The sequence below is a fragment of the Alphaproteobacteria bacterium genome, from assembly GCA_030740435.1.
Taxonomy (GTDB): Bacteria; Pseudomonadota; Alphaproteobacteria; order UBA2966; family UBA2966.
Map to the genome: position 1 here is coordinate 1 of JASLXG010000096.1, position 11,991 is coordinate 11,991.

Annotated in this window: 13 protein-coding genes and 1 tRNA gene; 5 read left to right on the forward strand and 9 right to left on the reverse strand. The window is 65.8% G+C overall.

Annotated elements, in window-relative coordinates; all coding sequences use genetic code 11:
• Positions 1 to 233: 233 nt before the first annotated feature.
• From QGG75_11200 to QGG75_11220, 5 genes are all read right to left on the reverse strand, one after another.
• A complete protein-coding gene (locus QGG75_11200) occupies positions 234 to 1,490 on the reverse strand; it encodes a cation:proton antiporter (protein MDP6067799.1) in 1,257 nt (418 codons plus the stop codon).
• A gap of 188 nt (positions 1,491 to 1,678) precedes the next feature.
• Positions 1,679 to 2,935 carry a cation:proton antiporter gene (locus tag QGG75_11205; GenBank protein ID MDP6067800.1) on the reverse strand — a complete coding sequence of 419 codons (1,257 nt, stop codon included), beginning with the start codon at positions 2,933 to 2,935 and terminating at the stop codon, positions 1,679 to 1,681.
• Between the two features lie 25 nt (positions 2,936 to 2,960).
• Positions 2,961 to 3,389, reverse strand: a complete 429-nt coding sequence (locus QGG75_11210; protein MDP6067801.1) for a dCMP deaminase family protein — start codon at positions 3,387 to 3,389, stop codon at positions 2,961 to 2,963.
• Between the two features lie 69 nt (positions 3,390 to 3,458).
• Positions 3,459 to 3,534, reverse strand: a tRNA-Val gene (locus QGG75_11215).
• 51 nt (positions 3,535 to 3,585) lie between these two features.
• Entirely contained in the window at positions 3,586 to 3,723 is a 138-nt protein-coding gene (locus tag QGG75_11220; GenBank protein ID MDP6067802.1) for a hypothetical protein, read from the reverse strand.
• A gap of 98 nt (positions 3,724 to 3,821) precedes the next feature.
• Here QGG75_11220 and QGG75_11225 point away from each other — a divergent pair, with 98 nt between their 5' ends.
• From QGG75_11225 to QGG75_11240, 4 genes are read left to right on the forward strand one after another with little or no spacing between them, the layout of a single operon-like run.
• Entirely contained in the window at positions 3,822 to 5,336 is a 1,515-nt protein-coding gene (locus QGG75_11225) for a class I adenylate-forming enzyme family protein (GenBank protein ID MDP6067803.1), read from the forward strand.
• Positions 5,337 to 5,364: 28 nt separating this feature from the next.
• Positions 5,365 to 6,381 (forward strand): zinc-binding dehydrogenase, encoded by a 1,017-nt coding sequence (locus QGG75_11230; GenBank protein ID MDP6067804.1) that lies wholly within the window; start codon positions 5,365 to 5,367, stop codon positions 6,379 to 6,381.
• Positions 6,382 to 6,398: 17 nt separating this feature from the next.
• Complete coding sequence (locus QGG75_11235) at positions 6,399 to 6,827, forward strand: PaaI family thioesterase (GenBank protein ID MDP6067805.1); 429 nt, start codon at positions 6,399 to 6,401, stop codon at positions 6,825 to 6,827.
• Between the two features lie 5 nt (positions 6,828 to 6,832).
• Positions 6,833 to 7,678 (forward strand): VOC family protein, encoded by an 846-nt coding sequence (locus QGG75_11240; GenBank protein ID MDP6067806.1) that lies wholly within the window; start codon positions 6,833 to 6,835, stop codon positions 7,676 to 7,678.
• On the opposite strand, the gene QGG75_11245 is transcribed toward QGG75_11240, so the two are convergent.
• The gene (locus QGG75_11245; GenBank protein ID MDP6067807.1) at positions 7,679 to 8,764 is read right to left on the reverse strand and encodes an alkylhydroperoxidase-related (seleno)protein; all 1,086 of its coding nucleotides are present in this window, start codon (positions 8,762 to 8,764) and stop codon (positions 7,679 to 7,681) included.
• Positions 8,751 to 9,683, reverse strand: a complete 933-nt coding sequence (locus tag QGG75_11250) for an EamA family transporter (protein MDP6067808.1) — start codon at positions 9,681 to 9,683, stop codon at positions 8,751 to 8,753. Before QGG75_11250 ends, QGG75_11245 begins: the two co-directional genes overlap by 14 nt.
• 85 nt (positions 9,684 to 9,768) lie before the next feature.
• Here QGG75_11250 and QGG75_11255 point away from each other — a divergent pair, with 85 nt between their 5' ends.
• Positions 9,769 to 10,359 carry a CGNR zinc finger domain-containing protein gene (locus tag QGG75_11255; protein ID MDP6067809.1) on the forward strand — a complete coding sequence of 197 codons (591 nt, stop codon included), beginning with the start codon at positions 9,769 to 9,771 and terminating at the stop codon, positions 10,357 to 10,359.
• A 42-nt stretch (positions 10,360 to 10,401) separates the two neighbouring features.
• Here the strand turns inward: QGG75_11255 and QGG75_11260 are convergent, their stop codons facing one another.
• Entirely contained in the window at positions 10,402 to 10,806 is a 405-nt protein-coding gene (locus tag QGG75_11260) for a DUF3225 domain-containing protein (protein ID MDP6067810.1), read from the reverse strand.
• Complete coding sequence (locus QGG75_11265; protein MDP6067811.1) at positions 10,803 to 11,981, reverse strand: amidase; 1,179 nt, start codon at positions 11,979 to 11,981, stop codon at positions 10,803 to 10,805. The genes QGG75_11260 and QGG75_11265 overlap by 4 nt, the downstream gene beginning before the upstream one ends.
• Between the last annotated feature and the right edge of the window lie 10 nt (positions 11,982 to 11,991).

Below are 11,991 nucleotides of genomic sequence, written 5' to 3' on the forward strand. Positions count from 1 at the left end.
GTGGCAGACTGTTCCCTGGTGGGCGTGCAAATGGTCGATGTTTGAGTCGATGCTTGCATCTGTCATCTCCGATGGTTTGGGGTTGTTGGAAATCCAAACCTAACGGAAGCACGCTCACCAACCCATGGAATCTCCCCCATCAAGGGGGAGGGGGAAGAAAGTGATGGTTGGTGCCGGCTCCCTCCCCTCTTGTGGGGGAGGGTGAGGGAGGGGGCGTTGCCGCGATCGAAGCCTCAATCCTCGTGCGCCTCGCTCTCGATGGCGGCGTCGTAGGCTTCATGGATGGTCGGGGGGGCTATCTCGAGCCAGCGCCGGCCGGCGATGTCGGTGGCCCAGGCGCCCAGGGGTGCGGTCAGCACGATGCTCAGCACGGCCACCGCCAGGATCACCTCGCCCGGCCCGGTGTCGAGGCCGGCCAGGCTCATGGCGGCCAGGGCGCCGCCGCCGATGGCGGCTTGGACGGTGGCCTTTGGCAGGTAGGCGATGACCACGAACAGGCGCTCGCCGCGGTTCAAGTCGCTGCCCAGGAGGCAGAGCCAGGTGCCGATGCTGCGGGCGACGAGACCGATTGCGATGATCAGGGCGCCGGCCAGGCCGGCCTGCCAGGCGACATCGAGATTCACCTGGGCGCCCACCATGGTGAACAGCACGATCTCGGCGATGACCCAGATCTTGCCCAACTTGGCCGAGATTTCGTGGGCCATGTGCTCGTCGCGTTCCAGTATGGTGAAGCCGATGGCCATGACCGCCAGCAGCGCCGCGAAGGGCAGCCACTCGGCGCTGAGGTGCTCCAGCCGCACCAGCAGCACCGAGAGCGCCAGGATCACCAGCACCCGTTTGGTGGCGCGGGGGTCGAAGTGCTGGAAGAGGCGATAGAGCACCAGGCCAACGCCGAGGCCCAGCGCGATGCCCAGCACGATGGAGATGGGAATGCCGGCAAGCTGCCAGGCCAGGTTGACTTCTTGGCCGCCGATGAAGCCGACCAGCACGCTGTAGATGACGATGACGAAGACGTCGTCGATGGCCGAGGCCGCCAGCACCATTGTCGGGATGCCTTTCTCGGCGCCCCGGTTCTGCTCGATGAAGCGGATCATCAGCGGCACCACCACGGCCGGCGAGACGGCCGCCAGCACCGAGCCCAGGATGGCGGATTCAAGGTAGCCGAGCCCCAGCAGCGGCGGCCCCAGCAGCGTCACCGCCAGGCCCTCGATCAGTGCCGGTACAGCCGAAAGCAGAGCCACCCGGCCGCCCACCCGGTGCAACGCCTCCCGGCTCAGCTCGAAACCGGCGCGCAGCAGGATGACGATCAGCGCGATCAGGCGTAGATCATTGGCAGCGGCCAGCAGATCGGGGTCCATCAGCGCCAAGGCGAAGGGGCCGAATACGATGCCCAGGACGAGCATGCCCACCAAGCCGGGCAGCGTCAGCTTGCGAAAGCTCCAATCGACGATGATGCCGAGGATCAGAAGTTCCGCCAGGCTGACGATCATCCTCGGCTCCGCCTTTCGACGGGGGCGAAAGGTGGTGCCGGGCAGGATTCGCTTGGGAGGCCGTCGGCGTAGCCCATCGTCTTCACGATTCCTCCCTTCGCCGCGACCGGCATCGCTGACGCCACCAGCCAACTAGCGGCCGGCGCCTCCAATTCTAGACCATTGCCGCGAGGTAAGGGGGAAGCCGTTTATTCCGCCAAGGCGCTGGCCTGGCAGACGCTATCCTTGGTGGCGTGAGGGTCGGGCGCCGCCACCCTGAGCCAGCGCCGCCCGGCGATATCGGTGCCCCAGGCGCCCAGTGGCGCCGTCAGAAGGATGCTCAGGACTGCGACCGCCAAGATCACCTCACCCGGCCCGGTGTCGAGGCCGGCCATGCTCATGGCGGCCAGGGCGCCGCCGCCGATGGCCGCTTGCACGGTTGCCTTGGGCAGGTAGGCGATGACCACGAACCAACGCTCGCCGCGATCGAGGTCGCTGCCCAGCAGGCAAAGCCAGCTTCCCATGCTGCGTGCCATCAGGCCCAGGAGGATGACGATGGTGCCGGCGAGACCGGCTTGCCAGGCGACCTCCAGGTTGACTTGGGCGCCGACCATGGTGAACAGCATGATTTCGGCGAAGATCCAGACCTTACCCAGCTTGGCCGAGATCTCCCGCGCCATGTGCTCGTCGCGCTCGAGCATAACGATGGAAACCACCATGATCGCCAGCAGCGCCGAAAACGGTAGCCATTGGGCGCTGAAGTGCTCGAGGTGTACCAGTAGCACCGAAAGCGTCAGGATCACCAGCACCCGCTTGGTGGCGCGCGGGTCCACACGCTGGAAAAGCCAGCACAGCACCGAGCCGGTGGCAAATCCGACGACGATGCCGATAATGATGGAGATGGGAATGCCGGCAAGCTGCCAGGTCAAATTGACTTGTTGGCTGCCGACAAAGCCGACCAGAACGCTGTAAACGATGATGACCAAAACGTCGTTGAGGGCCGAAGCCGCCAATACCATCGTCGGCACGCCCTTCTCGGCTCCCCGGTTCTGCTCGATGAAGCGGATCATGAGCGGAACCACGACGGCCGGCGAGACGGCGGCCAGAACGGCGCCCAGAATGGCGGATTCCAGTTGCCCCAGGCCAAGCAGGAGCTTTGCCAGTGCCGCCACTATCAGGCCTTCGAGCAGGGCCGGGATGACGGCAAGCAGCACCACCCGGCCGCCGACGCGGCGTAGCGCCTGGCGGCTCAATTCGAAGCCCGCCCGCAACAGGATGACGATCACCGCCATGAGCCGCAAATCGCCCGAGGCAGCTAGCAGTTCGGTGTCCACCAGCGCCAGGGCGAAAGGGCCGAAGGCAACGCCCAGCAGCAGCATGCCGACCAGGCCGGGCAGCGCCAGCTTGCGAAAGACCCAGTCGACGACAACGCCGAGGATCAGCAGTTCGGCCAGACTGGCGATCATCGCCGGTGGGGCCGCCGGGCCGGCGTCATGCCGCCGCCATCTCCACGCCGGCTTCGTCGAAAAGTTCCGCCGAGAGCGCGATCTGGTCGCCCCAGCGCTCGTGTCCGGTGTCCCAATCGGGCGCCACGACGCGCTTTAGGCCGACCTGGATGATGACCACGGCGCAGCGCGGGCAGGGCGCCAGCGGCCAGACATAGAGCGTGCAGTCCTCGAGGTCGCGGTAGGAAAACAGAATGGCGTTGACCTCGGCGTGGATGACGCGCGCGTACTTTTCCTCGCGCTCGGTCAAAAGCTCCGATTTGTCTGCGATGCCGCGGGGAAAACCGTTGAAGCCGGTCGAGACTATGCGCCGGTTGGCATCGACGACGCAGGCGCCGACCTGGGTGCTCGGGTCCTTCGAGCGCTGCGCCACCAGGCGCGCCACATCCATGAAATGCTGATCCCAGGAAGTCATTGCGGGGTCCAAAACATCCTACTTGGATTCCTCACCGGGACATGGCCGCCGGGGGACGAGCGGGCGACATGGTGGGCGATGCTGGACTCGAACCAGCGACCCCCGCGATGTGAACACGGTGCTCTACCAGCTGAGCTAATCGCCCCCACGCCCGCGCGACCCCTCCTATAGGTTTGGCGCCGGGGGGTGTCAAGGTTTAGCCGAACGTGGCGGAGGCGTCGATGTCGATGTCGAGCTCGGCGCGCAGGCCCGCCGAAGTCCCCAGCCGGGTCTGGTCGAGCGGCGTGCCGCCGGCATCGCCCAGGCCGCATTCCAGCAGGACCTTCGACGGCACAATAAAAACGGCAGCCTTTTCCCCTCTTGGACCGGTTGACCGCCCCCCTTATGTGAGAGAGGCTTGCCGTTTGAGGCTATTTGGGCAGCTTGCTTGCGATGATCGATGCGTTCAACCTCGGCGCTCTCTTCGATCCCGAAATCGGGGCCGACAATCTTGCCCTGGTGGATTGCCTGGTGTGGGACCAGCCGCGCCGCGTAAGCCACCGTGAGATCGACGATTTGGCCAAGGCCTGCGCCCGGGGCCTCAAGGGGCGCGGTCTCGGGACGGGGGACGCGGTGGCCATCCTGTCCGCCAATCGCCTGGAGTTTCTGGTGGCTTACATGGGCGTGTTGCGGGCCGGCATGATTGCCGTGCCCATCAATTACAAATTCTCCAAGGACATCATCGATTTCATTTTGCGCGATTGTGCCGCCAAACATGTATTTTGCGACGGCCCCAGACGGGCGGACCTGACGACCGAGCTGCCGATCACGAATTTCGACGCAGCCGACGCCAACGGTTTCGAGGCGCTCTTGGATCGGGGCGCCTTCGAGACCTATCGCCCAACGCCCGACGATGTCGCCATGGTGCTCTATACCTCGGGCTCCAGCGGCCGGCCCAAAGGCGTGCCGCTGACCCACGAGGGACACATCTGGGTCCTGAAGCGGCGATCGGCGGGGGGCCCGTTTACCCATCACCGCCTGCTGATCGCGGCGCCGCTTTACCACATGAATGCGCTGTGTACCTGTTTGTTCGGGCTCTCGGCCGCCACCAGCACCGTGTTGCTGCCGGAGTTCGAGGCCCGGCGCTATCTGCGGGCCATCGAAACCTACCGCTGCACCTGGATCACTTCCGTGCCCACCATGCTGGCCATGGCGCTCAGGGAAAGGGAGCTCATGGCAAGCCTGGATCTCTCGTCCGTCTCCGTGGTGCGCATGGGATCGGCACCGGTTTCGCCGAAACTTTGGCAGCAGGTGAAATCGGCTTTCCCCGAGGCCAGCGTGATGAACGGCTACGGCACCACCGAGGCCGGCCCCATCGTCTTTGGCCCCACGGCGGGAAAACCGGTGCCCGATGTCTCGGTGGGCCGGCAGTTGCCCGAGGTCGATATCAAACTTATCGATGCCCGGGGCGAGGAAGCGGACGAGGGTGTTCTCTGGCATCGCACGCGGGCCACCATGACGGGATACCTGAACCTGCCGGAAAAAACCGCCGAGGTCTTGACCCCGGACGGCTGGTACATCTCCGGCGACGTCTTCCGCCGCGATGCCGGCGGCAACTATTTTTTTGTCGGCCGCGACGACGACATGTTCGTCTGCGGCGGCGAGAACATCTTTCCAGGCCAAGTGGAAGGCACGATCGTCAGCCACCCGGACGCCGAGCAAAGCTGCGTGGTGCCGGTGCCGGACGAGATCAAGGGCGAAAAGCCGGTGGCTTTCGTTGTTCCCCGGTCGGGTAGCGGACTTTCCGAGGACGCCGTCAAGCAGCACGCCCTGGCCCACGCACCGGCCTATCAACACCCCCGCATGGTGATATTTCTCGACGAGTTGCCGCTGGCCGGACCGGGAAAAGTCGACCGCAAGGGCTTGCGCGTCCAGGCCCTGAAACTTTGGCAGGCCCAAGGCGTCTGAAACATAGCCGAACGAAGGGGAGCAAGGTGTGAAAGCCGCAGTCATATCCGAACACGGCGGTCCGGGATCGATCCGGATCGATAACGATTTTCCCGATCCCCAACCCCGGCCCGACGACGTGGTGATCCGGGTGCGCGCCATGACGCTCAATTACCACGATCTCTTCACGCGCAACGGCATGCCGGGCATCAAGATCCCCATGCCGGCCGTCATGGGCCTCGATTTTTGCGGCGAGGTCGTGGAACTGGGCAGCGACATCAAAGACTGGAGCGTGGGCGACCGGGTAATGGTCGATCCCATCGACCGGGTTCACGGCACAGGCCTGATCGGTGAGACATCGCACGGCGGCCTGGCGGAATACTGCCGGGTTCCCGCGCATCAACTCGTGACCCTTCCCGAATCCGTCCCCTTCGCACATGCCGCCTGCCTGCCGGTGGCCTACGGCACGGCGCTGCGCATGATGTACACGGTGGGTGATGTCCAGGCCGGCGACAGGGTCTTGATCCTGGGGGCCTCGGGCGGCGTGGGAACCTGTGCCGTGCAGCTTGCCAAGCGGGCGGGCTGCGAGGTCGTCGCGTGTTCGTCGAGCCAAAGCAAGATGGACCGCCTGACCGAGATCGGCGCCGACCGCGTGGTCAACTACCTCGAGGAGGATTTCGTCAAGTGGGTCTACCAGAACTATGACAAACCCCATCGCCGCGAGTTCGACAAAAGCAAGGGCATTGGTGTCGTCGTCAATTTCACCGGTGGCGATACCTGGGTGAAGTCACTGAGGGTCCTGCATCGCGGCGGCAAGGTCCTGACCTGCGGTGCCACCGCGGGCTATGATCCGGTCGAGGATATCCGTTTCATCTGGACCTTCGAGCTCAAGGTTCTGGGCTCCAACGGCTGGATGCGCGACGACCTCCATGAATTGATCCGGCTGCTGGAAGACGGCTCGCTGAAGCCGATTATCGACAAGACCTTGCCGCTCGAAGAGGTCAACGAGGCCTTTCGCCTGCTCGAAGAACGCGAGGTCTTCGGCAAGGTGGTCATCGAGCCCTAACGGAAACGGTCCGCAAGATGAACGATACCCCGGAACGCATGAGCCAAGCGCAGATTCAGGAACGCTTCGACGTCTCGCCTTTCATCTCGACGCTCGGCCTCGAGGTGCTGTCGCTGGACTACGAAAGCTCGGAGCTCACGGTGAAAATGCCGCTCCAGCCCAACATGGAACGGCGGGCGGGAAGCAAGCAGTTTCACGGCGGCCCCATCGCCTCCTTCATCGATACCGTGGGCGATTTTGCCGTCGGCATGATGGTGGGCGGCGGTGTGCCGACCATAAATATCCGCGTCGATTACCTGAAGCCGGCGGTCGGCGACTTTCTCAGGGCGGTGGCACGGGTCAGGCGGGCCGGCCGCACCGTCACCATCGTCGATATCGATGTGCTTAACGAACAGGATTCCCTGGTGGCGGTGGGCCGCGGCACCTACGCCTCGACGGCGAGCTGAAGACGATGGCCGAGAAAGCAATCCTCGATCATGCCGTCATCAACGTGCGCTATCGGATGGATCAGGCCGAGGGCGCGTTCAGGGACCTGGGCTTTCACCTCACCGAGCGCGGCTATCACACGCTGGGTTCGATCAACCACCTGATGATGTTCGAGAGCGACTATCTGGAATTGATTGGCTTGCCGGCGGATCGCCAAGGCGGCCAGCCGGGCCGGCCGGACATCGCCAACGCGCCTCTGGGCATCAACGGGCTGGTCTTCAAGACAGCCGACGTCGATGAAACCTACGCCCACCTGCAGGATTTGGGCATGGCGGGGGATCCGCCGAAGTCGTTCAGCCGGCCGGTGCAACTCGCCGGCGGTGCCCAGGACGCACGCTTCCGCACGGTTCACCTGCGCGGCGACGTCTTTCCCGGCGGGCGGGTCTACTATTGCCAACACGGCACGCCGGAGCTGGTCTGGCGCCAGGAATGGCAAAGCCATGCCAACGGCGCCCGGGCCATACCGGAGTTCGTCGTTGCCTCGCAGGATCAGGAGAGCGAGGCGGAGAATTTCGCCCGTCTTTTGAACTCGGACGTAAGCGGCAGCGGCGAGAGCCGCAACGTGGCCCTCCCGGGCGGCCAGATCAGCGTCATGACCCCGGCCAGCTACGGCGAACGCTATGGCGCGCTGGCCACTTCGCTGGGCCAGCGCAGCTCCATCTTCGGCGCCCTGGTGTTCCGCACCGAGGGGCTGGACGGGATTCGCAGCCTGCTGGCCGGCATGGCCAATCCGCTGCCCGTGATCGACGAGGCGGAACGTGTTGTGGTGCGCCAACCCGACTTCGATTGCCTGCTGGAATTTCGGACTTAATCACTCGAAAACGAAACTATCGAGCCCCAGTTCGGCGCGCCACTCGTTCGTGGCCTCGGCTTTGTAATCCTCCAGCGGCGTGCCGGTGGCGTCGGCCATGCGGTCGACGGCATTGAAGGTGGCGATGACGGCGGCGGCGTCGACCAGGGCGGCGTCGCCCAGGGTTTGCAGCAGGTGTTCGCGGGCCGCCGCCAAGTCGCTGCCTTCGAGGCCCATCACTGCTTCGGCGTAGGCGACCAGAACCTCACCGTCGGCCACGCCACCGTCGCCCCGGCCCATCATGGCTTCGAGGTCGTAGCCGCCTTGGTCCTCGCCACTCGCCCGGAGCAGCACGCCATGGCTGGTGGTTCAGTAGAGGCACTGGTTCAGCGCCGAAACGCGGCCCGCCACCAGCTCGAGCTGGGCGTGGCTGAGCGCCCGGTATTCGCGTTCGAAATCGAAGATGGCGTCACAGGGCAGATAAAGATGATCGTCGAGGTCGCGGAAGGTGCGGGCCTCGTCAGGCACCAGGCTCAGCGCCCGGTAGATGTTGGCGCCGTTGGTGCCGGCGTAGAGGTCGGATTCGGGTTCCGCCGCTTCCTCGGGGTCGATGGTCGCCACCCAGTGGCTCGAGCGCCGCGCCGCGGCCGGGCGCAGGCGCGTCGGCTCGCCCGCTTCCGTTTGCGGCAAATCGGGCGGCGAGATCCCTAGGGCGTGACAGAACGTATCGACGGAGATCACGGTGAGAACGATTCCGACGATCTCGACGTACTGGGACTCATCGAGTGTCTCGGTAACCTCCTCGAACCAGGTTCGCGTCAGGCGCCCGGGATCGCTGGCGATGCGGTGGATGGCCTCGACCCAGGCCTCGGGCAGGGCGGCGATGTCATCGTGGCGGCCGGCCACGGCGTAGGGCGAAAGCGCCGTCTTCCGGTCCGCGCACAGCGCGCAATTTCCGGCCTGGCGCACCTCGGCCGCCACCGCCCGGCGCTCGGCACCTGTCAGCCAAGTGCCGGCCCGGCCCAGGCGCCGCCAGGCGCGGGCGTGGGCGGCGGTGATATCGGGGCGCACCGGCAGCGGCGCGCGGGTGTAGTCAAAGCCGCTCATGACCAGGGGATTCTATCCCACCGGGCCGCCAGCGGAAGCAACGAATTTGATTCGCCCGGGCCAACGCTACAGCACCCAGCATGACGGCCGAACCCAAGGCCTCGTTGGTGCCGAAGGGCTCGCCGAACACCGCCATGCCGACGGCCACGGCGATCAGCGGCGAGACGAAGGCGTAGAGCCCGGCCTGGCTCGGCCCCCAGTCGCGCAAGAGCTTGAGGTAGATGGTGAAGGCGGCCAGCGAGCCGCCGAGCACGAGGAAGAGCCAGCTCGCCAGCACCGGCGGCGTGAGAAAGTCCGCCGCCGTCAATTCGGCCAGCGGTTCCAGCAGTGCCGCCAGGGCCAAGAGTCCGAGACCGCCGATGAAGGTGAGCAGGCCGGCCACGGCCAGCGGACGGGCGCCCTCGAGCACCGGCCGGGCCAGCAGCGAGCCCAGACAGTAGGCCAGGGTGCCGGCGACGATGGCGGCCAGACCGTAGAGCTCGTCGGCGTTGCCGGCGAGCTCCAGCCGTGGACGGAACAAAAGGCCGAGGCCGCCGACGCCGATGAGCAAGGCGGCAGCCTGGCGCCGGGTGAACGTTTCTTGCCGCAACAGCACCCCGAGGCCAAACAGTCCCACCGGAATCAGCGCCAGGTTGACCACCGCCGAGAGGCCCGACGAGACGAATCCCATGCCCCAGAACAGGAAGCCGTAACAGGCCGTGTTGACCAGCAGCGCTGCAGCCACCAGGCGCAGCGGTTGTCGGCCGAGCAGGCGGGCCGATTTGCCCGGCCCGGCCAGCGCCAGCAGCAACGCCCCGGCGGCAAGGAAACGCCAGGCCGCGAAGGTCAGCGGCGGCAGCGCCTCGACGCCGGTCTTGATGGCGATCCAGGTCAGGCCCCAGATCAGGCACATCAGGGCAAAGAGCAGGCCGTTGGGCATAATTTTCTAACTAGTAAAGAGGTTAGAATCGAGTATCCATTGCCCGCCCTGGCCAGTCAACCGCTTTGGGGGTTAGAATGAAACCATGCTTCCCTTTCCCGAATTGGTTGGCGGCCACGTCGCCATCGATCTCCTTAACACCGTGGAATGGCGGGGCCGACCGGCGCCTGTCGACCGCCTGATCGACTTCGCGGCGGTGCTGGTCTGGTGCAGCCGGGTGGGTGTCTTGTCCGCCGCTCCGGCGGCGGCGCTGACCCGCTGGGCACAGCGTGAACCGGGGCGGGCGGTGGCGCGTCATGGCGCCATCGTCGCCGGCCGTGAGGATCTCCATTGCATCGGTCACGCGGTGAGCCAGAATCGGCCGCCGCCGGCCGCCGCCGTCGCTGCCTTCAACCGCCTGCTGGCAGCCCTGCCGCCGGCAGGGGAATTGGATTTTTCGGACGGACGATTTGTCTGGCGGGGCATCCCGGCAGACCATCTTGAATCGCTGCTTTTCCGACCGGCCGCCGAACTGCTGGCGGCCGACGGTCTGTGCACCATCCGGCTCTGCCAAGGCCCCGACTGCGGCTGGCTCTTTCTCGACGAGAGCCGCAATCGCTCGCGCCGCTGGTGCTCGATGCGGAGCTGCGGCAACCGCGCCAAGGCGCGGCGCCACTATCGGCGCAGCAAAGGATAGGATGTACGACGGTTACCGTCGGAGGTTCCGAGCTCTGTCGCCTCACCAATGTTTGCTGCCGTCGGTGGTCGAGACATGGGCACTGACGACTTTCCAGCCGACATCGGGAAAATTGACCCAGGTCTGGCTCTGGCGGCCGATCAAGTCCTTGCCCCGCACCTTGAACTCCAGATTGACCGTGGCGAAGTCATGACCGATGGTCAGGATCTCCAACCGGAGCCGCTTTTCCTTGATGCTCGGCCCCGGCGGGCGCGCCAGGCGATGGGCGTGAATGGCGTCGAAACCATAGCCATGTTCGCTCATGGCCAAGCGCACGGTATGGGGGCTGCGCCAGAAGGTATCGTCGAGGACGTCGACGTCCTTTTCCTCGAGGGCCGTTTCGTAGCGCTCGAACAAGCGGCGCACTTGGGCCACCACTTCGGGGATGTTTTCGCGGAAATCCCTCACGACGCCGCTCCCTCCAGGGAACTGGCCAGTCCGACCAGAAAGGCGTCTTGGCCGGCGCCTGCCAGCAGCGACAAACCGACCGGGGCGCCGGCCACCGTGGCGCCGGGAATGCTGACCTGGGGCAGGCCGGCAAGTCCGCCGTGGGCGCAAAGACCGAGGATCATTTCGCGCAGCCGGTTCTGCTCGCAAAGCGGCAGGTTCTTAAGGGGCGCCGGGAACGGCGTCGTCGGCAGGGCCAGAACGCTGCCCGGCGGCAGCAGGTATTCGAGCCGCGCCCGGGCCTCGCGTTTCATCAGGCTGGCCCATTGCCGGTCGACTTCCGGGACCATCGAGCCCATCACCAGCCCGCGCGCCACATTGAAGGCGAAGCGGGGGTTGGTGCGATCGATCCAATCCGCGAAGGTGGCCCAGGCCTCGGCCATTTGCAGCGTACGCTGGCTGCGGCTCCAGACCGAAATGCCCTGCGGCGCCATCACTTCCTCGACAACCTCGGCAGCCAGGCCGGCGATCCTATCGAGCAGGGGATCGAGGGCACGCCGGGTTTCGGGCTCGGCGAAACCGAAGGCGTCGACGGCGATCACCAGGCGCTTGGGCGCCACCTTTTCGATGGTCTCAGCCAACAGCACCTGGGAGACGCGCCGGAAGGTTTCGCCGTTGCGGGCGAACCAGCCCGTGGTGTCGCTGCTCGGCGCCTGTACCATCATGCCGCCGAGGTCCATGCGGCCGTGGCTCGGGCGGATGCCGTAGAGGCCGCTGAAGCTCGCCGGCACGCGGACCGAGCCGCCGGTATCGCTGCCCAATCCGGTATCGGCCAGTCCGGCGGCGACGGCCGCCGCCGTGCCCGACGACGAGCCCCCGGGCACCCGGTCGGGTGCGGCGCTGTTCAGCGGTGTACCAAAGAAGGCGTTTTCGCCAAGGATGCCGAGAGAAATCTCGTCGGTGATGGTCTTGCCGACCAGGCGGGCACCGGCGCCGAGCAGGGTCTCGACCGCCCAGGCATGCTTTTGCGGCAGAGGATTGTCCGCCGCCCAATCGGGATTGCCGCCGCCGGTGGGATGCCCGGCCACGTCGAACAAGTCCTTGGCCACGAACGTCACCCCGTCGAGCGGCCCGCTGGCGCTCGGCTCGACAACGAAGCGTCCGTCGGGAACGAAGGCATTGAGGTCGTCCGTCATGTGCCTTTCC